We start from the raw sequence: 21041 nt of genomic DNA, 5'->3' as shown, positions 1-21041 counted from the left end.
CTTCGCTGCAGCCTTCATCTTCTGGATCAATGAGTCCTGACCCTAGCTGAACATGGCGTTGGCGAAGAAATGGAAGCGGTCGCCAGCCATGCCGGCCTCCTGCACGCGACGGATTGCAAAGTGATGGTTTACGGCGAGGTCGCGATGATGACGCCGGGATCGCCGCTCGATGTTCCGATGTCAAAGCGAGTAATCATGCCGAAGGCAGACATGGCTGCGTATGCTGCGCGGTTGACCGAGTTCGCGAAGCGTCTTGCCGAGGAGTACGATCTTAAACTTGCGTACCATCATCATCTGATGATGGTTGCCGAGACATTCGACGAGATCTCGGGAATCTTCGACAAAGTGGGACCAGAGACAGGCTTGCTGCTCGACACCGGTCACGCCGTGGCAGCCGGCTTTGACTACGTCCGACTGATCGAGCGCTTTGGAGACCGTATCAACCATATCCACCTCAAGGATATCCGCAGGCCGGTTCTGGAAGAAGTCCGTACCGGCGATCTGAGCTTCAATGCCGGTGTGCGCAGGGGAGTATTCACAGTGCCGGGAGATGGGATCGTGGACTTCGTCCCAATTGCCCGCTTTGTCAGGGATCAAGGCTATGGCGGGTGGCTCGTGGTCGAAGCCGAGCAGGACCCAGCGGTCGCCCCACCCCGTCTCGCCGTCGCGCGAGCCTTTGAGCATATGTGCGATGTTTTCGCCGACCGACCAGATGCGTAGTGGAGGTTCAGTGCTGGCGCTATCAGGACCTCTAGTGTAGTCGCAGGACAATGTCTGCTTTCAGGAAGCGGCCAAGCTGGTCCTAGGGTGGACATGCGGCGCAGTCTCGACTTCCAATTGGCAAACCGCCGGACCGGCCGAGCACTGCCAACGGCGCAGTGCGGTTCTAGTCCGAAAACCTCACGCTCACGCCGCGCTGCCGAAAATAAGCCTGCATCAACTTGCGACCCGAGCGGTTGTTCTGTGCCAACTTAGTTGGATCGAACACCGCCTGTTTTATCCCCTCTCGTGTCAGCGCTGCCTTAAGTGTCGCGATATGTGCGTCGATGTCGGCATTGTCCGCCCGCAGCGAGGCATAAATACTTTCGGTTGCCTCGGCCACCGTCGGTTCGCTCACTGGTGTAATCCTTTGGTTGGTTGGGGGGCCGCTTAGCACAGATTCGCGGCTCCGCCGATACCATCGATTTTTGTTCCTCGCGTTTTCAGGGGATCGCTTCTATTTTGGACAGAGCCGGAGAGCTCCGACACTAGACGATGCTGATGTGGAGAGGCGGGCTCTCGTCTCACAAGGAGGTTTGACGCTGTGAGGATCCGCACGACAACGCACAATCACCCCGGCGAACTGGGCGTCATTTTGCTTGATCAGCCGTTGCCGAACATGATCGTAGCGACCGACATTCGCGATGGCGCTACGACGCTGTTCGGGACCGTTGATTTGCAGGTGAACTATTCTGGCAAGTACGACATCAGAGTTGAATTATCGCCAAGCGAGCTCACGCAGGTCTACCAGCTACTCGTCAAGAACCTCCTCGAGAAAATACAGGAACTTACTAGCGAACGAAATCCTTGAAGCTCGTTAGCCCGACGGTCTCTAGCACGAGCACATGGTACCAAGCGGCGCTAAGTTCGGTGTGGTCTTCACAATGCCTGCTTTAAGGCATCCGCATTATTCAATCCCACGACCGAGATCGGCGCAGAGCGGTCGGTCGCCCGCCTGAGCTAAACTGCCGGTGAGCGCGATTTTCCGAGGCGGAGCCTCATATTGCCGATAGCGCCGCCCCTACGCCCCCAGCGTCGGCTCCGTATTCACCTCCAGCGCCTCTTCCGCCTCATCATCTTCGCCCAGAATTTCGCCGCTCACCCCCAGCGGCCGGCCTATCCAGATCGGGTCGATCAGATGGTCGCGCTTGGGGTTGGTGGTATTGGGGTGGATGAGGATGCTCAGGCCGCCGTGGTTCAGCATCAGCCAGGGAACGAGCGAAGCGAAAATCTCGTTCGCGAACGAGACCTGGTACATGGCCTGCTGATGCGGACCGACCGGCTCGTCGCGCCAGTTGCCCAGGCGCACGCGGAAACGCTCGCCGATGCGCAGGCGCAGCCATTCGGCATGCTGCCGCTCGGTTGGCCCGGCGTAGTAGATATGGGCGTGGTAGCTGGCGATCTCGGCGATTGGCCTTGGACTGACTTCGTTCACTTCGATGCTCCCCTTCGATTGTGCAGAGCTCGTGCATCATATCGACGATGCAAGGACTTGTGGAATCTTCGGCTGCTCGAAGGATCGCAGATGGCAGCGCCGGCCCCGCTCCGTCTCGGCTTCGCCGAGCCACCGTGCCGGGGCGAGCCACAGGTCTCGCCCGTCCTTCGGACCCCCCACGTTGCGGGGGCGAGCGAATGCCAATCGCCGAGGTCGCGGCCATGGAAAGCTTGGGTTCCTCGCCCGCGTGAAATGGGGCAGAGGTGGCCACGCAGCGGCCGGAGAGGAGGATGGCGCTGCCATATGCGATTGCCAGCGCGTCCAAGGCGAACGCAGCTTATGTGGTTGCAACTGTCGCGAGGACCAGCAACGGCCAGAGGCCGCTTCCTGCTTCTAAATCACCGCGGTGACCATCCCTGCCGCATTGAGGCGACAAGCGACTCGCGCCTGCCTGACTTCAATGCCGCCTTGCCTTTCATAGTCTATGCGCACCGCGATCGGGGCGTTAAGTCCGCTTTGAAGTTGTCGCGAGGGACCTGCGCTTGCAGCGTAGACACGCACGGCGCCAAGGGGCTTCGCGGCGGTCATGATCGCCGCGCGACAGGCGCGCACCACGGCAGCCGGCGTACCAGGTTTCGCTTTCAGAGGTGACAGGACCCCAGACGGATGCCGCTCGGTGACCCGCCGGAGGTCACCGTTGGCAGCTCTGGAAGGCTGGAGGGCGCCAGGCAGAATGATGGATTGTACTGCGGTCTTGGCCAAAGCGGGGGCTGTGGTGACTGCGGCCGGGCGCCGGGCAGAGGCAGCCGGCCCGCTTTGGACGGAAGGATGGTCGCCCACACGGGCGCCCGTCGACACACCTGCGCCTATGCCGCCCAGGTTGCCGCCGGCACCAACGCCGAGTGATCTGCTGCCGCTGGCCGATGCGCCAACGTTTGCTCCACCTACACCGTCGGCGCTCGCGTCCACGCCCGCCGACACGCCTTGCGAACCGGCGCTCAATCCAGCGCCGACCCCGACACCGCCAACCGTGCCGCCTACGCCTACGTCAACAGCCGAGGCAGGGCCGATTGTGATCCCGATCGCCAACGCCGCTGCGACATATTTTTTCATGGCCACACTCCCCGGCAGCATAGTTGCGGCTCACCACTCTTCATTGGCGAGGGTCGAGCTTCGGTGGTCGCATCGGGAGCAAAGCGGCGGGAAGAGCTACGGTCGCCACCAGATCAGGTTGCGGTGACCTTTGGACCTTGACCCTCTGTTTGTCCGGCGGCTTACGCGCAGACCCGGAGCGCTCTGTTATGCTTGCAAGAGAACTGGCGGGGATAGGCGCTTTCGGCATGCGTCTCATGCCCACCGTGCGACGCTGCGCCTTGACGATGCCAATTGCCTGCCGCGCTGCACTGAGGCTGCGGGCCAGGCCGATAGATCTTTCACGCTCTTGTTCCAACGCCGCGCTCAACGCTGCCGCGGCCTCCCGTGAAGCGTCGCGTTCCTTGCGCACACTGTCGAGATCACGCGCGGCGGCATCTGCCCGTTGGCGTTCCAGCGCCAGCGCTTCGCCAGCTTGCTTCAATGCTGCCTCGGCCACCTGCCGGTCCTTTATGGCGTTGGCCTGCTCGAACGCCGCCAGATTTGCGTTTGTCTTCAGAGCGTCGACGGCACGGCGGGACGCGGCGAGTTCCTGCTCCAGGAGCTCAACCCTATGCCGCTCCTCATCAAGCGTCCGCTGAACGGCAGCCTGGGAGGCTTCTGCTGAGCGATCCGCATTAAGCATCGCGGCCTTTTCATTGTCCCAGACAATGGCCTCGGCCTTGAAGCCTTCGATAACGCGTCTCGCCGCCTCCAGATCTAGCGCGAGCGCTTTGGCTTTCTGCCGCTGCTTTTGCAGATCTTGTGCTTGTTTGGCCGCCTTGTCGGCCACTGCATGTGCCTCGGCGCTTGCGTCGCGCGCGTTGCGCTGCATGACGTCCAGCGCCGCTCGTGCTGCCGCCAATTCGCGGCGTAAAGCCTGCTCATGCTCGCCAGGCAAAGTTCGCGCAGCTTCCTTGAGTGCCTTTGGCTGGTCGCCTTCGGGCTCCACGGAACCTGTCGTTTCGGTGGCCGGTTTCAGGATGCGCTGGACGATCGTCTCTGCCCGCTCGGGCAGGCCACTCCTGGCTTGCAAGCGATCGGCAATCAGCTTTGCCAACTCGTCCGTACGCAGGCCTGCGGCGGCAATGCTCCCGATGTTTGGAAGCTCAAGCCTGCCGGTCGAGTCGATGCTGAAGTTTCGGTTGAGTTGCAACCCCTCTAAAACGCCGCCGCGCAGCGCAGTCCAGTGCCAGACGTGTAGTTCAATACTGTCTCCCGGGCCTAGTCTGTCGTCAGCCGTCGACTGGCTCCTCGCCGGAAGTCCCAGCAGCAGAACGAGGCATAGCGAAATGAGGCATAGCGCGCGGGTGCAGCCCCTGGCGCGCATTCCAGGAAGTAAACTCGAAACCAGTCGTCTAATAAAGGTGAAGGCCTGATGGAAGCATCCTGATTGGGTACCCTGCACATGGTTCATCACTGAACCCCACCGGCTGTGCGTCCCCTCCCCGCTATTTGTTCTGCGTGACCCGTACTGCGCGGCTGGATGCCGCACCAAAAACTCATGATAGAAAAGCACTCTCGGCAGCGCCAAGCTCCGCAAAAGGCTTAGGGGCCGTCTCCTTCTAGCGTAGTAGTTATCGATCCGTCGGGGACGGCTATGGCACGTACTGAGTTCGCCCACTCCCGCCTCACGCCCCTCGACCCCGCCTCCCACTCCCCCATAGAGCCCGCGTGATCAGGCCCCGCTTCCTCTTGCGCGGAATAAGCTCCACATCGCTGACCAGCTTCGCCCCGCCCTCGCGCCGCTCGAGCGTGATCTTGCGGCTGTGAAAAGCTTCCAGCTCGGCGCGGTGGGCGACGCTGATGATGGTGACCCTGGGCAACGCTTGGATCACCGTCTCCATCATCCTGTTCTGGCTCTTCTCGTCGAGCGCCGAGGTCGCTTCGTCGAGCACGACGATGTCGGGCTCATGCAGCAGGAGGCGCGCGAAGGCGAGGCGCTGCTTTTCGCCGCCGGAGAGCGTCTGGTCCCAGGGCGCGTCTTCCTCCAGCCGGTCTTTCAGGTAGCCGAGGCCGACCTTGTCGAGGGCGGCGTTGATCTTCTTGACCGTCCAGTTGTCGGCGGGAGCGGGATAGGCAACCGCGCGACGCAGCGTGCCGGTGGGGATGTAGGGGCGCTGCGGCAGCATGAACAGGCGCCTGTCGGCGTGGAAATTGACCCTGCCGCCGCCCCACGGCCACAGACCGGCGATCGCCCGCACCAGCGTCGACTTGCCCGTGCCGGATTCGCCGGCCACCAGCACCCGCTCGCCCGGCTCGATCTCGACCTCGGTCTCCTTGACCACGCCGGTGCCGTCGTTGAGCGTCACGGAGAGGTCGTCCAGGCTGAGCATGGCGCCGTTTTCCGTCTTGCCGTGCCTGATGCGTCCGAAGGCCTCACTCCGTTCGGCGCGCTCCAGCCCGTCGAGCGACATCATCAGCGAGGCGATGCGGCGGGCCGACGCATTCCAATCGGCGAGGCGCGGGTAGTTGTCGACCAGCCATCCGAAGGCGCCCTGCACGATTGCGAAGGCGGAAGCGGCCTGCATGACCTGCCCAAGCGACATCGAGCCTTCGAGGAATTTCGGCGCGCACAGCAGCACCGGCACGACCGGCGCGAACAGGCTCGACCCTTGAGACACCAGCGCCGTGCGCATGTGCTGGCCGGTCAGCAGCGCCCATTGCCTCAGCACATGGCCGAAATTCCTGTCGATGCCGCTGCGCTCCTCCTCCTCGCCGCCGAGCAGTGCGATGCTCTCGCCGTTTTCGCGCACGCGCGTCAGCACGTAGCGGAACTCGGCCTCCGCCTGGTTCTTCTGCTCGGAAAGCTGCACGAAATGGCGGCCGATAACCACCATCGAGGTGGAGGTGATGGCGGCATAGATGACCGCCGTGACGACAAGGAAGCCGGGAATGATCAGGCTCGCGCCGTCGAGCGTCAGGGTGAGCGCGCCGCCGATCGTCCACAGCACCACGATGAAGGTCGAGGCCGACAGGAACGCGTTGAGCACGCCGGAAATGAAATCGACGGGCGACTCGGTGGCGATCCGCAGATCCTCCGTGAGGCGGGCCTCGGGGTTGGTGTGGTCGCCGGCAACGAGGTTCAACTGATAGTAGCGGCCGCTGGCCAACCAGCGCGCGATGACCGATGTGGTGAGCCAGGAGCGCCAGCGGCGCTGGATCGTCATGCGCAGATAGACCTGCGCGACGACAAGGCTGGCCGTGCCGGCCACCAGCGGCAGGAACACGGCGCTGAGCACATAGACGGTGTGGACGTTGCGTTGCTCGATGGCGTCGAAAAACGCGCGGTTCCAGACATTGATGCCATACTGGAAGCCGACATTGACGCAGATCAGCACCAGCACCCCGATCGTGAACGGCCAGGCGAGCCGGTCGCCGTGCCGGCCCCAATAGCCGCGCCCGCTGATCCAGAAACGCCTCAAAAGGTATTTCTTGCGAGCCTGCTCGGCCTTTTGCGGCGTCAGCTCGGGATCCGGCTCGACGGCCTCGGGCGGGGGCGGCGCGGCCTGGCCGTTCACCTCGGGCGCGGCTTCGGCGGCCGGCTCCTTCATGTCGGCTGATTTCTTTGGGCTCGATTTTTCCGAGGCGCTCGATTTTTCCGGGCGCGGCTTCCGTTCGCGCGCTTCCTCTTCGCGCGCTTCCTCTGGGCGCGACGTCTCTTCGCGCGACTCCTGCGGTCGCGACTTCCCGGCACCGTTTGGTTTGGCGCCGGCCGCCTTCTGTTTGGATCTAGTCTCTGACATCAGGCCGACAACGGCCTGAAAATCAGAAAGTTTCACAATGTCCGCACGAGATGCCCTCGCCGGGCCTCGATGTCACCTCATCCGGCGAAACCCCGGCGCGCGGCGGCTATGCCTTCCCACATCAGCTTCAGGCCGAGCGCGCCGACGACGGCGCCGGCGGCACGGTCGATCCAGTGCTTGGTGCCGAGATAGGCCGCGCGCGGCCGGCTGGAGGAAAAGGCGAAGGCGACGACCGCGTACCAGACGAATTCGTTCAGGAAGAGCAGCGGCGGCAGGATGAGCAGCATCCAGAGCGGCGGCGATGCCGGCAGCATGGCTGCGAACATCGAGGCGTAGAAGATCGCGGTCTTCGGGTTGGCAAGCTGCACCAGAAGCGCACGGCGCAACGCCCGCCAGAACGAGCCGGCGCGCACCGAGGCATCGCTGGCGATGTCGATCGGCTCGTTGGCGCCGCGCCAGATCTTTATGCCGATCCACAACAGATAAGCGCCGCCGGCGATGCGCAGGAAAATGTCCAGCCAGGCGACCTGGACGAGCAGCGCGGTCAGGCCCGCCACCGCAATGGTGGCGAAGATGAAGCCGCCAATGCCCATGCCGATCGCTGCCGCCAGGCCGTCCGAGCGCTCACCGGCCACCGCGATACGCGAGACGACGACGAAACTCGGCCCGGGGCTCATCGCGCCCAGCAGGAAAACGCCAAGGATGGAAAGGATCGTTGCAATCTCGGACAAGGCTCTTCTCCCAGGTCGATGTCGGTTGCCGCGCAAACAATGCACGCGCCAAGCTGATTGTCACCACCCTGGCGGGCCGATCCGTTCGGCCAGCAGGAGCCCCAAAAAGAAAACAAGGCCCCGTCGCCGGGGCCTTGTCGCAACATCTTCGATGGAGAGCCCTGCCCTACTTCCCGGCCAGTTGCTTGGCGTTCTCCGGGGTGATCGCGGTGGTGTCCACCGTCACCGTCGGCTCAACGGACGTCGCGCAGTCGAGCAGGATCTTCTTCGACATCTCGATCGCTTCCTTGGCGCCGGTCGGATAGGTGAAGGTCGCCGCCCAGTCGCCCTTGGCCACCGCCTCGATGCCGCCGGCCGGGCCCGGCAGGCCGTCGGTGCCGATGATCTTGACGTCCTTGCCGGCGCCCTTGGCGGCCAGCAGCGCGCCTGCCGCCATCATGTCGTTCGAGGCATAGAGCACCTTGATGTCGGGATGCGCCTGCAGCATGGCCGAAAAGGCGGTCTGGGCTTTATCCGGAACCCAGTCGGCGGCCTGCTCGGCGACGATCTGGATCTTGGCATTGGCCTTCACGCCTTCCTTGAAGCCGTTCAAGCGCTCCACTGCCGGCGTCGAGCTCGGCAAGCCTTCCAGCACCGCCGCCTCGCCGCCATCGGGCAAAAGCTTCGAGGCCGTGTACTTGCCGGCTTCCTCAGCGATCTTGAAATTGTCGCCGCCGATGAAGGCCGTGTAGTCCTTGCCGGGGTCGCCCACCGTCTTGCGGTCGAGCTCGATCACCGGAATGCCGGCATCCATGGCGCGCTTCACGGCCGGCGTCAGCGGGGCGGCCTCGAAGGGCGAGATCAGCAGAAGATCGACCTTCTGGGTGATGAAATTGTCGACCTGCGAGGTCTGCGTGTTGACGTTGCCGGCGCCGTCGGCGATCTGCAGCGTGAAGCCCGGCACTTCCTTGGCCGCCGCCGTCAGCTCGTCATTGACGTGCTGGCGATAGGGCTCGGCGTTGTTGGCCTGCGAAAAACCGATAACGAACTGGCCGTCCTTGGCACAGGCTTTCACCATCGGGTCGGCCGCCTGGGCAGTGCCCGCCATGCACAGGCCGGCGCCTGCCAGGAGCACGGATTTCAGCGCGCGGCTCATTCCTCTCTCTATGCTTCTCATGCTCAGTCTCCTCCTCATCTGGCGGGAGTTGCCAGACTTTCGTTGCAGTTCCTGGGGTTGCTCTTACGGAATGCTGCCGCCGACCTCCTATCGTCCCAAACCCTCGCGGCGGCGAACGAGGGATTGAAGCACTGCCGCCAAGACGATGATCGCGGCGGTCGCGAGCAACTGCGTGGCGGGGGTGATGTTGTTGAGCTGAAGGATGTTGGCCAGGGCGCCGAGCATGATGGTGCCGGCGACGGTGCCGACCATCGAGCCCGCGCCGCCGAACAGGCTGGTGCCGCCGATGACCACGGCGGCGATCGCGGTCAGCTCATAGCCCATGCCGTCATTGGCGCTGCCGAAGTTGAACTGGCCGGCATGCACGATGCCGGCAAGCGCGGAGGCAAATCCGGTGATGGCGTAGACCGAGATCTTCACCATCGACACCGGCACGCCGGAAATGCGCGCGGCGCGTTCGTTGCCGCCGACGGCATAGACGTAGCGACCGAAGCGCGTGGTGTTGAGCACCAGCGTGGCCAAAGCAGCAAAGATGATGAAAACGATGGTCGCCACCGGCACGGTGTTGTCGAACAGGCGCTCGCCCAGCACCGCGAAGACCGGCGGCGCCAGGCCCGGTCCGTCGCCATAGGAGATGTTGATGTACTGGTTGCCGGAGACGATCAGCGCGAGACCCCGCGCCGCCTGCAGGCCGGCGAGCGTCACGATGAACGGCTCCAGCCGGAAGCGGGTGGAAATCGTGCCCTGGACGACGCCGAAGACGATGCCCATGGCGAGCACGGCCAAAATGGTCGAGATCAGCCCGAAGCCGCCGGAGATCATCATGGTGGCGGTCACCACGGCGGAAAGGCCGAGCACCGCGCCGACCGAGAGATCGATGCCGGCGGTGATGATGACGAAGGTCATGCCGATGGCGATGATGCCGGTTTCCGACACCGCGCGCACGATGTTGGCGATGTTGTCGGGGTTAAGGAACAGGATCTCGCCATGGCGCCGGGGCGAGAAGATGACGCCGCCGATCGCCACCAGCACCAGGCCGATCAGGCTCTGGAAGCGCACGATGATCGCCAGCGGGTCGACGCGCCTCGCTGCCGGAGCAGCGGGTACCGAAGGGCTTGCCGCCACCGAAATCTTCTGGTCCGACATCAGGCCTCCCTGCCGTTTGCCGCGGCAAGCACGGTGTGCTCGTCGACGCCGCCGATGAATTCCGCCACATTGCTCCCCTGGCGCAGCACCACGATCCGGTCGCACAGCCCGATCAGCTCCGGCATCTCGCTGGAGGCGACCAGAATGCCCAGCCCCTGCGCTGCGAGCGCCCGCAGGCGCGCATAGATTTCGCCTTTGGCGCCGACATCGACGCCGCGCGTCGGCTCGTCGAGCAGCAACAGCCGCGGATTGCCGAGGATTTCCTTCGCCAGCACCACCTTCTGCTGGTTGCCGCCCGACAGCGCGCCGACGGCGATGTCCGGGTTCTTCGGGCGGATGTCAAACTGCCCGAAGGATTGCCGCACGGCCTCCGCCTGGCGGCGCGGCGACATCAGCCCGGCTGGCGAGATGCGGCGGATCACCGACATCACCAGGTTCAAGCCCACTGCCATCCGAAGCATCAGGCCGCTGCCGCGCCGGTCGTCGGTGACGAAGGCGATGCCCGCCTTGCGCGCCGCGTTGATGGATTCGAGCTTCACCGGCCGGCCGTCGACCGCTACCTCGCCTTGCCAGCGGCCGGCGAGGCCGGTGCCGTAGAGCGCGGAAAGCAACTCGGTGCGCCCTGCCCCCATGATCCCGGCGAGCCCGACGATCTCGCCTTCCTTGACCTCGAGCGTAATCCCGCTCGGCGGCTGCCAGCCGGCGCTTTCGCGGGCGAGCCTGAAGCTTGCATCCTTGAGGCTCAGCAGCGTCCTGCCGGCGCTCTTGGCACGTTCGGGATAAAGCTCGTCCAGCGGCCGCCCGACCAGCAAGCGCACCAGCTCGGCCTGCGGCGCGTGCGGCGCGGCGATGCCGGCGACGCGGCCGTCGCGCATCACCGTCACGCGGTCGGCGATACCAGGGACTTCCTCCAGCCGATGCGAGATGTAGACGATGCCGACACCGGTCGCGGCGAGCTTCCTCATGATGTCGAACAGGCGCTCGACCTCGCCGACGGTGAGCGCCGCCGTCGGCTCGTCCATGATCAAGACGCGCGACGCATAGGACAGCGCTTTGACGATCGCCACCACCTGGCGCTGCCCGACCGAGAGGTCGGCGACGAGCCGCGAAGGATCGATGGCGAGCTCGATCGCCTCCAGCCGCTGCTTCGCCTCGCGGCGCATCGCCGGCACGTCGAGCATGCCGCCTGGCCGCATCAGCTCGCGGCCGAGGAAGAGGTTCGACGCGACGTCGAGCGAGGGCACGAGGTCGAGTTCCTGGAAGATGGTGGCGATGCCGGCTGCCTGCGCCTCGCGCGGATTGTTGAAGCGCACCGGCTTGCCGTCGACGCGGATCTCGCCCTCATCCGGCGTATGGACGCCCGACAGAAGGTTCATCAGCGTCGACTTGCCGGCGCCGTTCTCGCCGAGCAGCGCGTGGATCTCGCCGGCCTTTAAGTCGAAGTCGACGCCACGCAGCGCCTGCACGCCGCCGAAGCGCTTGACGGCGCCGGTGACGGAAAGCAGCGGCGTGCTCATGCTGGCCTCGTGAGGGCCGGCCTCGCGCAGGATTGGCGCGCCTTGAGCGCCGCCGTCAGCCGCACGGAGCGGGGCGCCGCATCGCTCGAGGCGATGCGCTCGCTGAGCAGCGCTGCCGCCTGGCGACCGATCTCGGTACAGGGCTGCTCGACCAGAGTCAGCCTGGGCTCGAAACAATCGGCCCATTCGAAATCGTCAAAGCCGACGAGCGACAGGTCGCGCGGGATCGAAAGACCCTTCTCGCGGATGGCGCGGACTGCCCCGATCGTCGTCATGTTGTTGCCGGTGACCAATGCGGTGGGCGGCGCGGGCAGCGACAGGATTGCATGCGTCGATGCCGTGGCGCTCGCCGTGTCGACATTCTCCGGCGAGACATAGTGCGGCAGGCATTCAAGTCCATTGGCGGCGAGCGAGGCCCGGAAGGCATCGACGCGCTCGCGGGTGGTGGCCAGCCCCGGCTGGCCGGCGATATAGCCGATGCGCCGGTGGCCGAAGGAGGCGACGTGGTCGATCAGCGCCCGCATGGCGGTCTCGTTCTCGACGCCGATCTGGTCGAAGCGATCGTCGGCGAAGCGGTCGATCAGGACGCACGGAACCTTCTTGTCGGCGAGATACTCGATCGCCCGCTGCGGCGAGCCCGACGGCGCCAGGATGACGCCGTCGACGCGGCGCTGGTGGAAGGCGCGTACCACTTGAAGCTCGCGGTCGGGGTCTTCCTGCGTGTCCGACAGGAACACCATGAGACCGAGCCGCGCGCATTCGGCTTCGACCGCGCAGATGATGTCGGTGAAATAGGGGTTGGAGATCGCCGAGATGGCGAGGCCGACGCTGTTGGTCGAGGCGACTTTCAGCGAGCGCGCCAGTTCGTTGGGCTGGTAGCCCATGGCGGCGATGGCGTCGTTGATGAGCTGCGCCTTCTCGGGCGAGACGAAGCGCGTACGGTTGACGACATGCGAGACCGTCGACACCGATACGCCGGCGCGGCGCGCGACCTCAGCCATTGTCGGCATGCGAACGGAGTGCCGGCAAGCGCCCCTCCCTTTGATGCCTTTCCCGTCCGCTCTTCGGCGGATCTGACGAAACATAGAGCCATCGAAACGTTTGCGCAATCGATTCGATAGATAGCCGCGACAGATTTTTGGCGCGGGCGGAAAAGTCCGAAATCAGGAGGTGAAAGCCAACCAGGCCGTGCCGGCGAGGAGCGTCAGCAAGGTCAGCGGCAGGCCGACCCTGAAGAAGGCCATGAAGGATAGTTCCTTGCCGGCCGCCTTCGCCTGCTCGGCGACGATGAGGTTGGCGACGGAGCCGAGCAGCGTGAAATTGCCGGCGAGCGTCGAGCTCATCGCCACGACCAGCCAGGCGCGCTGCGGGTTTTCCAGGCCGGGAATGAAGGGGCGCATCGCCAGCACCGCCGGCACGTTGCTCATGATGTTGGAAAGCACCGCGGTGAAGCCGGAAAGCCGCCAGACATCGTCGAGGCCGGTGGTCTTTGCCCAGGCGATCATATCGGGGGTGAGCAGTGTGCGCTCGGCGCCCGCCACCACTACGAACAGGCCGGCGAACATGAACAGCAGCGGGCCGTCGACCTCGCGGTAAATGCGGTGCGGCTTGATCGCGCGGGTGACAAGCAGGAAGGCGCCGGCGATCAGCGCTGCCTTGGCGACGGGCACGCCGGCGAAGAAGGCGATTGCCAGCGCCACGCAGACGATCGTCGCCTTCAGCACCTGCCCCGGCAGCATGCGGCCGCGATAGACCTCGGGACTGAGTTCGGCGGGACGCGAAAACTCGGCACGATAGACGATGCGCACGATGACGATGACGGCGACGAGGCCGAACAGCGCCACCGGTGCCAGGGCCGCCGTGAAGGCCGGATAGGAAATGCCTGACAGCGCGCCGATCACCATGTTCTGCGGGTTGCCGGTGATGGTGGCGACACTGCCGCAGTTGGAGGCCGTGCAGGTGGCGATGAGATAGGGGACCGGGTTGCGCCTGATGACGTGGGTGACGTGGACGACGATCGGCGCCATCACCAGGCAGATCGCATCATTGACCAGGAAGGCCGAAAGCACGCCGGTCAGAAGCGTCACCATGATCAGCAGCATGAAGGGCGCGTGCGCATGCTCGATGGCGAAGCCGCCGAGCGCCCGGAAGGCGCCGGACACCTTCAGATGCGCCACCACGATCATCATGCCGAGCAAAAGCGTGATGGTGTCGAAATTGATGGCGCGGTAGGCGTCCTCGATGCCGATCGCGCCGATGGCGATCATGGCGGCGCCGCCGAGCAGCGCGATGCCGGCACGGTCAAGGCGCAGGCCCGGGAAGCGGCCGACCGCGACGCCGGCATAGGTGAGCACAAGGATGAAAAGCGCGCCCGCGCCGGTCCATGTCATTGCCAGAGGTTCCCGTTCGCCCTGCTCTGCCCGGCAGAATCTGCTCGGACCGCACTTTGCCGGACCACCTTTAGCAAGGGTGAAGCAAAGGGAAAACGTCGATCGTCGAAACTTCGACCAACCGCTCTGCGCCTTTACATTGCAATTGGCTAATGTAATGTTTTCAAAAAAATCGGGCCGACAATCCAGTCGTTGGGGACTAAACGGATGAACGCGGTCGTTGAAGGGGAGCATCACGTCTCGCTAAAGGAGAATCTGATGCCCTCGACGGAATGCCGGCGCTGCCATGGCGCCAGGAAAGTCTTCATTTGCGCCCGCTGGATCAGTTCCAACGGCCATTGCTGTCCGGAAGGCACGCACCGGCCGAGTTGCCCGGGGCACAGTACGGTATGCCTGGAATGCGGCGGAGGCCAAGGCCGGAACGCCTGACGGATCGCGTTTGAAGGAGCCCGCCGGCTCACGCCGCCAGAGTCGGCGAGCTCCCCGGGCAGCCCGCAAACGGCCGCCACGACGCAAGCCGGCTTTCTCGCATGGCTGGCAAGACTTCGTCATCAAAGTTTGACATGGCTACCTTGGGCGTTGTCGCGATCACGCCAAGCCGTTCGTCGCGGACGGAAGGCTCTGCGCGCCGCCCTCCTGCTCTCACCGGACGATGGTCAGAGCCGTCCGAGCAGCACCAGAATGATCACGATGATCAGGAGCAGCCCCAGACCGCCGCCGCCATAATAACCGGTGCCGTAGAAAGGCCCACCGCCCAAGCCGCTAAAGCCGCCGAGCAATGCCAGAATAAGAATGATGACGAGAATTGTGCCGAGGCCCATAACCTTTTCCTCTTCCGCCTGATCCGCGCCTGTCATGAGGAAATGAACTCCTCAGGCGTCGTGCATGTTTCCGCCGGATTCCTCCGGATTCATTTCTACCGCGGAACGGTTTGGTCAGACGTTTCGATGGGCACCGAATTGGCCTCGAGGCCCTTGGGAGCCATCAACATAAGCACGACGGCGACAGCGATCGATGCAATGATCGCCGCGGTGCAGAAAACGTCTTTCATCTTCCATCCCGCAGCATTCGAAGATGCTAAACAACGCACGGCGCCCTCTCGCGTTCCGCAATACCAGCTTTGCCCCGATCCGAGACATCCGGAACCTTTCCTTGCCAGTAACGTTAGACGCAGCCCGACTTGGGCCAGAAGACTTGTGGCTAGAAGACTTGGGGCCAGAAGGAGGCAGGCAAATGGGCTTATCGATTCTCATCGGCATCTTGATCACCTTTCTGGTGGTGATCCTGGTGCTTTATCTTATCCAGCGCCTGCCGCTCGACGGCCGCACCAGGCAGATCGCCCAGATTGTCGTCATCATCATCGGCATTGTCTCGCTGCTCAGATATCTTGCGGTTTTCTAGCAGCGATCCATATTCGTCACCGAAAAGCAACGGCTGGAAACCGGTCCCCCATGAAAAGTGTGCCGATAGCTCTTGTTGCCGGTGCGACACTGTTGGCTTCAGGCGCCGCTGATGCTCGGCCTGACACGCGCGCCATGACCTGCGCCGAGACAAAGGCGCTGATCCAGGGCCGGCACGCCGCGGTGCTGACCACCGGGCCCAACACCTATGATCGTTTCGTGCGCCAATTCGGCAATGAGTGTGATTGGCCGGAAGTCCCGATATCGATCGCGGTTCCGACCCGTGACGGTCCCTGCCGCGTCTACCGCTGCGAGGAACCGGTCTTCGACTTGCCTGGTTGAGCGACGCTTCCAACCGCGTTGCGGAACCGTTGTGGCGGCACGCGAATTGTAGCGGGTGATGACACAAAGATTCCGGCTGCAGGAGGAACGGCCATGTCCAACGATGTCATGCGCAGCGGCAGCTGCCTGTGCGGCGGTGTCCAGTTCCGGGTGACCGGCGAGCCGCTAAGGGTCGGCCTTTGCCATTGCAAGGACTGCCGCAAGACCAGCGGATCGGCCTACCAGGCCTTTGCCATATGGCCACGCCAGGCATTCGAGAGCGAAGGAATCACCAGCACCTATGGCGGGCGAAGCTTCTGTCCAACCTGCGGCAGCCGCTTGCCGTCGGTCGGCGAGGACGAGGTCGAAGTGATGATCGGCAGCCTGGATGTCGCGCCGACCGAAGGGCTGGAGCCCAGCTACGAACTGTGGATAGGCCGACGCGAGCAATGGTTGCATCCCCTGCCCGATGCGCGCCAGTTCGAGCAAGACCGGACCGTCGCCGATTCGGCGGCCGATGATGGCGAACCGGAGGCAGGGCGGGAGCCGTATCGCGAGTCGGCCTAAGTTCCGGCGGCGGCAAGGCTTAGGTCCTATACAAAGAAAGCATCGGTCCCAGCGAGCCGGCAATATGCCCTGGAAATGGCCCGGCCGCTGACCGCGAGGGCCTCGTCTTCTTCTCGAAGTCGAACATTTTCAACCACAGGTCGGTTTGCCGGCGTGGCTACGGCCGCTAGCATCCCCGGCGCGGCGAAACCTTTTGGAGGCCGCTTCGGCCGGCGCGGTTCAGGCAACACACCAGCATTGCCGCGCCGGCCTTGCAAGAACGATAGAATGTCCGGCCTCGGCGCTGCGTCCGAGCGAATACAACTTTTAAGATTGTTTCAAATTCAAAGGCTTTTTCTTATCGTGTGAAGCGCCGAGCTTCAGTTGCGGCGAAGAAGTGAAAATTGTTTCAGCAAGAGAAAATTTTTCATAATCCGCATTTCTGGTCATGCCAACTACGCGGTTAGGCTAAGTAAGCAAGCAGCAGGCCCTATGATTTCCTGCCCTGTACAAAAGACCACCTTTGTTTCTTTTTGGTTTTGCGACATACTACTGACGATTCTTGAAACCGGACGGGGCGGTTTTCATGACGTTGGCGCCGGAGTGCAGCCGCAACGTGCATATGCGGTATCCACCGATCGACGGGTTCTGGACCTGGGACATCAAGCGCGCCCGCGTTTATGGCGACGCAAATCTGTCCGCCTATTTCGACCTGACGCTCGAGGAATTCTCGCACGGTGCGCCGCTGGAACGGTGGATGCAAAGCATAGAGCGGGAAGACCAGCCGAGGGTTCGGCTGGCGATCCGCAAGGCAATCGAGCGCAGGTCAGGCTTCCGCGAGGTCTACAAGGTCCGCTCGGAAAAGATGGGGCTGCGCAAGATCCTGGCCGTCGGCCAATGCTATGTCGACGGCATGGGCGAGGCAGCGCTCTACCCCGGCTGGTTCGTTGACCTGACGCAGGACGCCGCGTGCGAGGAGCATTCGCTGCGGGAAATCCACAACCATGTCGAGCAGGCCAAGGAAATCGCGCGGTCGATCGGGCACGACATGCTGTCCTACCTCCTGGACAACATCCAGGAAGAGATCCAGCAGGGGCTTGGCGAGAAATCGAGGAGGCGCAAATCTTCCTGAGGCGTTCTTTGACAGATTTTGGGCTAGCTTCTGGGCGGAAGCCTGCCGCGCCTGCCGATCTCGGCCGTCACCATGCGTGCGAAGTGCGACTGGGGCGAGCGGCGCTCGATAAGCCTGGCTCGCTCAAGGGCTGTGTCGCCATAGAATTCGACGAGCACATTGGCGGCTTTGGCGGCGTCGGCCTGCAGCCTGCCGACATCGGCCTGCCCGCTCCCACTCGAGGGCTCGCTCCTGGCAATCACGTCAAGCATGGCTTGCAACTTGTCAGGAGTGCTGCCCTCGTCTTCGTGCATGGTCGCTATCCGATTGGGGGCGCAAAATATCGACATTCCCGCGCGATGTCCAACCGCTTCGTTGATCGAACACGGGTGCAACCGGGTACAGCCTAATCGCGAGTCGGACCCATAACCTTCGTACAAGTATAGTGAGCCAAACTTCCCATGCAGACATTGGGGGCACCGATGGACCAGCCAAGCAAAATGGAAAACCTGCAGTTTGCGCAGGGGATCTTGCGGGAGCTTCGTCAGAAGGCTGAGGCCGATGGCGAAAAGCTTCTGACCTATCTCATCGACATGGCCTATCTCGAAGCCAGCGACCGTATCCGCGCCCATTGGATCGGCAGCCACGAAAACGAGAACCGCCGGGCCAAAGGCTGAGGCCACTGTTCCAGCCGGGAGCGTGCCGGCAAGATGCCAGCTGGCGCCCGAAACGCAAAAAAGCCCGCCATGCCTTTCGGCACGGCGGGCGTGATCGTGAGTGAGAGGCGACTGCGTAGCCGCTATTTATGATGCGGCGGCTTTTTCACGGACCGGAAGCTTCCAGCCCGGCCGGACGAAATGGCAGGTATAGCCGTTAGGGTAGCGCTCCAGATAATCCTGATGTTCAGGTTCGGCCTCCCAGAAGGGACCGGCCGGAGCAAGCTCGGTGACGACCTTGCCTGGCCAGAGGCCCGAGGCGTCGACATCGGCCATCGTATCCTCGGCCACCCGCTTCTGCTCGTCGCTGGTGTAGAAGATCGCCGAGCGGTAGCTCATGCCGACATCGTTGCCCTGGCGATTCCTGGTCGTCGGGTCGTGGATCTGGAAGAAGAATTCAAGAAGCGTGCGGAAACTGGTCCTGGCTGGATCGAAGACGATCTCGATCGCCTCGGCATGGGTGCCGTGATTGCGGTAGGTCGCGTTCGGCACGTCGCCGCCGCTGTAGCCGACCCGGGTGGCGATCACGCCGGGGAAGCGGCGGATCAAATCCTGCATGCCCCAGAAGCAGCCGCCGGCAAGGACCGCGCGTTCGGAAGAAGCCATATCAAACCTCCTTTGGATTTCTCCATAAGTGGGGATTGTGGCCTGCTTCTTCCAGCCGCTCAAGCGGCGGAAACCTCCTTTGGATTTCTCCATAAGTGGGGATTGTGGCCTGCTTCTTCCAGCCGCTCAAGCGGCGACCGCCACGATGGCAGCAGACTGTCTGCCGGCACTTTCAAGGCGAACGCCCGCCGAGGCTCGGAGGACCGCCACGATGGCAGCAGACTGTCTGCCGGCACTTTCAAGGCGAACGCCCTCCGAGCCTCGGCCAGGGCGTTCGATGCCGAAAGAGATCAGCGCTCCCGGCCGCGGCCGCCACGATCATGATCATGGCCTTCGCCGCCCAGGCAGCTGCTGTCGCTGATGCCGCAGCAGCGGCCGGCCCAGAGCTTGTTGGTCGGCGAGTTCTCGCATTCGGTCCTGACGGCCTGGTCGGCCATGGCCGAACCGGCCAAAGCAGATGCGGCAACGAAGGCAAGAAGAGTATTGCGAAGTATTGCAGTCATCTGAATTCTCCATGTCGAATGGTGTCTATTTGCAGCGATATGTCGCCTGGGGACATGAAATGCTTCACGGAGGTTTCAGAAAAATGCCGTCGTGTCTGCTCCGATGTTTCAGGTTCTTTTGCTTGCTGTAACGGCGTTGCCCATATCGAACCCCCTTTGGATTTCTCCATCGGCGAGCTTCTTCCAGCCACTCAAGCGGTTGGGGCAAGCAAGACAACCGAGCGATGCTCGCCGGTAGACACCGGCGAACATCGTGTCCATGAGGCGAGCCTCACTTGGGGCCCTTATCGCCTCTGCCATTGTCGCCTCTGCCGTGGTCACCCCTGCCCTGGCCGTGGCTTTCGCCGCCCAGGCAGTTGGCATCGCCCACGCCGCAGCAGCGGCCGGCCCACAGCTTGTTGGTCGGCGTGTTGTTGCATTCGTAGATCTGCTGGCCTGCCATAGCCGAGCCGCCCAGGGCTGATACGGCGACGGCTGCAAGAAGTGCATTGCGAAGGATGTTGGTCATCTGAATTCTCCATGTTGTGGTTTCGTCTGCAACCCTGTGTCGCCTGACGAGACCGGGTGGTTCATGAAGCGTTCAGAAAATTCGCGATTGCCGGCGGCTCGCGCCCTGCCGACCGGAACCTGCGATCGCGAAACAGCGGCGCCTCATTCCTCTTTCGCCGTCTTGAACCGCCTCACCACCACCTCGAACACGATGTCCGAAATCCACATGGCCGAGACGCCGATGAGGAAGGCGGCGGCTAAAGTGGCGGTGTCGTCTGCGGCCTCCGGCATCGGCAGGCCGCTCGCCTGAACCCAGGCGACCACGGGCAGCGTCAGATAAGCGGCGGCTAAAGCGCCGCAGATCGGCGAGGCCACCATCTCGCGCAACTTGTAACGGTGGCGCGACAGCGCTCTCAGCACCCCGCCTGCGAGGCCGGCGGCCACCACTTGGCCCTTGACGCCGAGCAGATCGAAGATGTCGTGCATCAAGGCCTCCAGCCGCAGAGTTTTGCGCCCTTGCGGTTGTGGGCGAGGAGCGCCCTCGCCTCCTCGTCCGACAGCGTATCGACGGTCTTGCCGGAAAGACGCAGCGGCGAGGAAACCGCGCAGAAGCTGCCCTTGGCCGTGGTGCAGCCGCAGAGCGCTGCGACGATGACGGCGGAGATCAGTCCCTTGCCCATGACTTCAGCTCCTTCTTGACCGCACCGGCGGGCAGCGCGCCGATATCGTTGTCGACCTGGTCGGCGACATCGCGGGCCGACGCTTCGCTGGCCGCCTGCCGGTCGCGCTCGACCTCGGCGCCGGCGAGCCTTTGGTGAAAGCCCCAGCCAAGCGCCGCAATGAGGGACGCCAAAACGCCCAGGATGGCGGGATTGCCGGAGAGGAAGGACAGGAGCGCCGTCATGCCAGCCACCACACGACAAGCGCGCCGACGAGGAGCAGCGCGCAGATGACCCAGGGCAAGGCCTGGCGGATGAGTTCGGTGAAGACTTCGACCATTTGCTACCTCATTTCGACCAGTGGAATTTGCGGGCGAGCGCGGTCGGCCTGGCGCTTAGCCTCGCCACCGAGGCCTGGTACGCCGGTTTCGAGCGCCATCTGGATGTCGGGATCGGCCGAAAGGGCGGCGGCGTCGTTGGCGCCGAGCAGGCCGCGCGCCACGAGGACGCCGGCGCCATAGCGCAGCGCGATGCGGATAATGACGGCGATCATTGGCAGAAGACTCCAAGAAGATTGCAGGGAAGATGCGCGGCCCAGGCGGCGGCCGAGCCGAGCGCCAGCGCCATGAGGGCGAGGACGCCGGCGGCCTTGCTGGGCGATGGCCGGGCGTCGCCGCCG

At 63.7% G+C, this 21041-nt stretch carries 26 protein-coding genes; 7 read left to right on the top strand and 19 right to left on the bottom strand.

Annotated features, from left to right (window positions below):
- Positions 1-69: 69 nt before the first annotated feature.
- Positions 70-720, top strand: a complete 651-nt coding sequence (locus tag AU465_RS00730) for a TIM barrel protein (protein ID WP_246505796.1) — start codon at positions 70-72, stop codon at positions 718-720.
- Positions 721-886: 166 nt separating this feature from the next.
- Here AU465_RS00730 and AU465_RS00725 read toward each other — a convergent pair whose 3' ends face one another.
- The gene (locus AU465_RS00725) at positions 887-1117 is read right to left on the bottom strand and encodes a hypothetical protein (RefSeq protein WP_192243035.1); all 231 of its coding nucleotides are present in this window, start codon (positions 1115-1117) and stop codon (positions 887-889) included.
- A 186-nt stretch (positions 1118-1303) separates the two neighbouring features.
- Between AU465_RS00725 and AU465_RS00720 the strand changes: the two genes are divergently transcribed.
- Positions 1304-1570, top strand: coding sequence for a hypothetical protein (locus AU465_RS00720; RefSeq protein ID WP_192243031.1), 267 nt, complete (start codon positions 1304-1306; stop codon positions 1568-1570).
- 210 nt (positions 1571-1780) lie between these two features.
- On the opposite strand, the gene AU465_RS00715 is transcribed toward AU465_RS00720, so the two are convergent.
- From AU465_RS00715 to AU465_RS00670, 10 genes are all read right to left on the bottom strand, one after another.
- Positions 1781-2194 carry a DOPA 4,5-dioxygenase family protein gene (locus AU465_RS00715; protein WP_192243029.1) on the bottom strand — a complete coding sequence of 138 codons (414 nt, stop codon included), beginning with the start codon at positions 2192-2194 and terminating at the stop codon, positions 1781-1783.
- Positions 2195-3347: 1153 nt separating this feature from the next.
- Positions 3348-4742 (bottom strand): polysaccharide biosynthesis/export family protein, encoded by a 1395-nt coding sequence (locus AU465_RS00710; protein WP_192243027.1) that lies wholly within the window; start codon positions 4740-4742, stop codon positions 3348-3350.
- Between the two features lie 214 nt (positions 4743-4956).
- Complete coding sequence (locus AU465_RS00705; protein WP_376774798.1) at positions 4957-7071, bottom strand: ABC transporter ATP-binding protein/permease; 2115 nt, start codon at positions 7069-7071, stop codon at positions 4957-4959.
- Between the two features lie 77 nt (positions 7072-7148).
- Positions 7149-7802: a LysE family translocator gene (locus tag AU465_RS00700; protein WP_376774797.1), complete on the bottom strand. Its 654-nt coding sequence runs from the start codon at positions 7800-7802 to the stop codon at positions 7149-7151.
- A gap of 166 nt (positions 7803-7968) precedes the next feature.
- Positions 7969-8958, bottom strand: coding sequence for a substrate-binding domain-containing protein (locus AU465_RS00695; RefSeq protein ID WP_192243022.1), 990 nt, complete (start codon positions 8956-8958; stop codon positions 7969-7971).
- An 87-nt stretch (positions 8959-9045) separates the two neighbouring features.
- Positions 9046-10104 (bottom strand): ABC transporter permease, encoded by a 1059-nt coding sequence (locus tag AU465_RS00690; protein WP_192243020.1) that lies wholly within the window; start codon positions 10102-10104, stop codon positions 9046-9048.
- Positions 10104-11621: a sugar ABC transporter ATP-binding protein gene (locus AU465_RS00685; protein WP_192243017.1), complete on the bottom strand. Its 1518-nt coding sequence runs from the start codon at positions 11619-11621 to the stop codon at positions 10104-10106. The genes AU465_RS00690 and AU465_RS00685 overlap by 1 nt, the downstream gene beginning before the upstream one ends.
- Positions 11618-12631 carry a LacI family DNA-binding transcriptional regulator gene (locus AU465_RS00680; protein WP_192243015.1) on the bottom strand — a complete coding sequence of 338 codons (1014 nt, stop codon included), beginning with the start codon at positions 12629-12631 and terminating at the stop codon, positions 11618-11620. The genes AU465_RS00685 and AU465_RS00680 overlap by 4 nt, the downstream gene beginning before the upstream one ends.
- 153 nt (positions 12632-12784) lie before the next feature.
- Positions 12785-14011, bottom strand: a complete 1227-nt coding sequence (locus AU465_RS00675; RefSeq protein ID WP_192243013.1) for an anion transporter — start codon at positions 14009-14011, stop codon at positions 12785-12787.
- Positions 14012-14667: 656 nt separating this feature from the next.
- A complete protein-coding gene (locus tag AU465_RS00670; RefSeq protein WP_126100708.1) occupies positions 14668-14832 on the bottom strand; it encodes a DUF3309 family protein in 165 nt (54 codons plus the stop codon).
- 412 nt (positions 14833-15244) lie between these two features.
- Between AU465_RS00670 and AU465_RS00665 the strand changes: the two genes are divergently transcribed.
- The 4 genes from AU465_RS00665 to AU465_RS00650 all read left to right on the top strand — a co-directional run bounded on the left by AU465_RS00665 (position 15245) and on the right by AU465_RS00650 (position 17410).
- The gene (locus AU465_RS00665) at positions 15245-15412 is read left to right on the top strand and encodes a Thivi_2564 family membrane protein (RefSeq protein WP_126100709.1); all 168 of its coding nucleotides are present in this window, start codon (positions 15245-15247) and stop codon (positions 15410-15412) included.
- A gap of 50 nt (positions 15413-15462) precedes the next feature.
- Complete coding sequence (locus AU465_RS00660; RefSeq protein ID WP_192243011.1) at positions 15463-15753, top strand: hypothetical protein; 291 nt, start codon at positions 15463-15465, stop codon at positions 15751-15753.
- 93 nt (positions 15754-15846) lie between these two features.
- The gene (locus AU465_RS00655) at positions 15847-16299 is read left to right on the top strand and encodes a GFA family protein (RefSeq protein WP_192243009.1); all 453 of its coding nucleotides are present in this window, start codon (positions 15847-15849) and stop codon (positions 16297-16299) included.
- 565 nt (positions 16300-16864) lie between these two features.
- The gene (locus tag AU465_RS00650) at positions 16865-17410 is read left to right on the top strand and encodes a PAS domain-containing protein (RefSeq protein ID WP_192243007.1); all 546 of its coding nucleotides are present in this window, start codon (positions 16865-16867) and stop codon (positions 17408-17410) included.
- Positions 17411-17433: 23 nt separating this feature from the next.
- On the opposite strand, the gene AU465_RS00645 is transcribed toward AU465_RS00650, so the two are convergent.
- Entirely contained in the window at positions 17434-17703 is a 270-nt protein-coding gene (locus AU465_RS00645; protein WP_192243004.1) for a hypothetical protein, read from the bottom strand.
- A 168-nt stretch (positions 17704-17871) separates the two neighbouring features.
- Between AU465_RS00645 and AU465_RS00640 the strand changes: the two genes are divergently transcribed.
- A complete protein-coding gene (locus AU465_RS00640; RefSeq protein ID WP_095778310.1) occupies positions 17872-18066 on the top strand; it encodes a hypothetical protein in 195 nt (64 codons plus the stop codon).
- Between the two features lie 126 nt (positions 18067-18192).
- Here AU465_RS00640 and msrA read toward each other — a convergent pair whose 3' ends face one another.
- The 7 genes from msrA to AU465_RS00605 form a co-directional block, all read right to left on the bottom strand.
- Positions 18193-18711 carry a peptide-methionine (S)-S-oxide reductase MsrA gene (gene msrA, locus AU465_RS00635; protein ID WP_192243002.1) on the bottom strand — a complete coding sequence of 173 codons (519 nt, stop codon included), beginning with the start codon at positions 18709-18711 and terminating at the stop codon, positions 18193-18195.
- A gap of 290 nt (positions 18712-19001) precedes the next feature.
- Positions 19002-19214: a hypothetical protein gene (locus tag AU465_RS00630; protein ID WP_192243000.1), complete on the bottom strand. Its 213-nt coding sequence runs from the start codon at positions 19212-19214 to the stop codon at positions 19002-19004.
- A gap of 271 nt (positions 19215-19485) precedes the next feature.
- Entirely contained in the window at positions 19486-19722 is a 237-nt protein-coding gene (locus AU465_RS00625; protein WP_192242998.1) for a hypothetical protein, read from the bottom strand.
- A 143-nt stretch (positions 19723-19865) separates the two neighbouring features.
- A complete protein-coding gene (locus AU465_RS00620) occupies positions 19866-20189 on the bottom strand; it encodes a hypothetical protein (RefSeq protein ID WP_192242997.1) in 324 nt (107 codons plus the stop codon).
- Positions 20189-20383, bottom strand: a complete 195-nt coding sequence (locus AU465_RS00615; RefSeq protein WP_192242994.1) for a hypothetical protein — start codon at positions 20381-20383, stop codon at positions 20189-20191. The genes AU465_RS00620 and AU465_RS00615 overlap by 1 nt, the downstream gene beginning before the upstream one ends.
- Positions 20368-20607, bottom strand: coding sequence for an ABC transporter permease (locus AU465_RS00610; RefSeq protein ID WP_192242992.1), 240 nt, complete (start codon positions 20605-20607; stop codon positions 20368-20370). The genes AU465_RS00615 and AU465_RS00610 overlap by 16 nt, the downstream gene beginning before the upstream one ends.
- Positions 20608-20705: 98 nt before the next feature.
- Positions 20706-20915, bottom strand: a complete 210-nt coding sequence (locus AU465_RS00605) for a Pam3-gp28 family putative phage holin (RefSeq protein WP_192242990.1) — start codon at positions 20913-20915, stop codon at positions 20706-20708.
- Positions 20916-21041 lie beyond the last annotated feature (126 nt).

It is taken from the genome of Mesorhizobium silamurunense (assembly GCF_014843905.1).
GTDB classification, from domain to species: domain Bacteria; phylum Pseudomonadota; class Alphaproteobacteria; order Rhizobiales; family Rhizobiaceae; genus Mesorhizobium; species Mesorhizobium silamurunense.
The sequence above is the reverse complement of the archived record's forward strand: the minus strand, read 5'-3'. Positions and strand labels throughout refer to the sequence as shown.

Coding starts and splice junctions, on each gene's coding strand:
- AU465_RS00730 (WP_246505796.1), top strand. CDS start 70: ATGGAAGCGGTCGCCAGCCATGCCGGCCTCCTGCACGCGACGGATTGC.
- AU465_RS00710 (WP_192243027.1), bottom strand. CDS start 4,742: ATGAACCATGTGCAGGGTACCCAATCAGGATGCTTCCATCAGGCCTTC.
- AU465_RS00705 (WP_376774798.1), bottom strand. CDS start 7,071: ATGTCAGAGACTAGATCCAAACAGAAGGCGGCCGGCGCCAAACCAAAC.
- AU465_RS00695 (WP_192243022.1), bottom strand. CDS start 8,958: ATGAGAAGCATAGAGAGAGGAATGAGCCGCGCGCTGAAATCCGTGCTC.
- AU465_RS00690 (WP_192243020.1), bottom strand. CDS start 10,104: ATGTCGGACCAGAAGATTTCGGTGGCGGCAAGCCCTTCGGTACCCGCT.
- AU465_RS00685 (WP_192243017.1), bottom strand. CDS start 11,621: ATGAGCACGCCGCTGCTTTCCGTCACCGGCGCCGTCAAGCGCTTCGGC.
- AU465_RS00680 (WP_192243015.1), bottom strand. CDS start 12,631: ATGCCGACAATGGCTGAGGTCGCGCGCCGCGCCGGCGTATCGGTGTCG.
- AU465_RS00675 (WP_192243013.1), bottom strand. CDS start 14,011: ATGACATGGACCGGCGCGGGCGCGCTTTTCATCCTTGTGCTCACCTAT.
- AU465_RS00670 (WP_126100708.1), bottom strand. CDS start 14,832: ATGGGCCTCGGCACAATTCTCGTCATCATTCTTATTCTGGCATTGCTC.
- AU465_RS00665 (WP_126100709.1), top strand. CDS start 15,245: ATGGGCTTATCGATTCTCATCGGCATCTTGATCACCTTTCTGGTGGTG.
- AU465_RS00660 (WP_192243011.1), top strand. CDS start 15,463: ATGAAAAGTGTGCCGATAGCTCTTGTTGCCGGTGCGACACTGTTGGCT.
- AU465_RS00655 (WP_192243009.1), top strand. CDS start 15,847: ATGTCCAACGATGTCATGCGCAGCGGCAGCTGCCTGTGCGGCGGTGTC.
- AU465_RS00650 (WP_192243007.1), top strand. CDS start 16,865: ATGACGTTGGCGCCGGAGTGCAGCCGCAACGTGCATATGCGGTATCCA.
- AU465_RS00645 (WP_192243004.1), bottom strand. CDS start 17,703: ATGCACGAAGACGAGGGCAGCACTCCTGACAAGTTGCAAGCCATGCTT.
- AU465_RS00640 (WP_095778310.1), top strand. CDS start 17,872: ATGGACCAGCCAAGCAAAATGGAAAACCTGCAGTTTGCGCAGGGGATC.
- msrA (WP_192243002.1), bottom strand. CDS start 18,711: ATGGCTTCTTCCGAACGCGCGGTCCTTGCCGGCGGCTGCTTCTGGGGC.
- AU465_RS00630 (WP_192243000.1), bottom strand. CDS start 19,214: ATGACTGCAATACTTCGCAATACTCTTCTTGCCTTCGTTGCCGCATCT.
- AU465_RS00625 (WP_192242998.1), bottom strand. CDS start 19,722: ATGACCAACATCCTTCGCAATGCACTTCTTGCAGCCGTCGCCGTATCA.
- AU465_RS00620 (WP_192242997.1), bottom strand. CDS start 20,189: ATGCACGACATCTTCGATCTGCTCGGCGTCAAGGGCCAAGTGGTGGCC.
- AU465_RS00615 (WP_192242994.1), bottom strand. CDS start 20,383: ATGGGCAAGGGACTGATCTCCGCCGTCATCGTCGCAGCGCTCTGCGGC.
- AU465_RS00610 (WP_192242992.1), bottom strand. CDS start 20,607: ATGACGGCGCTCCTGTCCTTCCTCTCCGGCAATCCCGCCATCCTGGGC.
- AU465_RS00605 (WP_192242990.1), bottom strand. CDS start 20,915: ATGATCGCCGTCATTATCCGCATCGCGCTGCGCTATGGCGCCGGCGTC.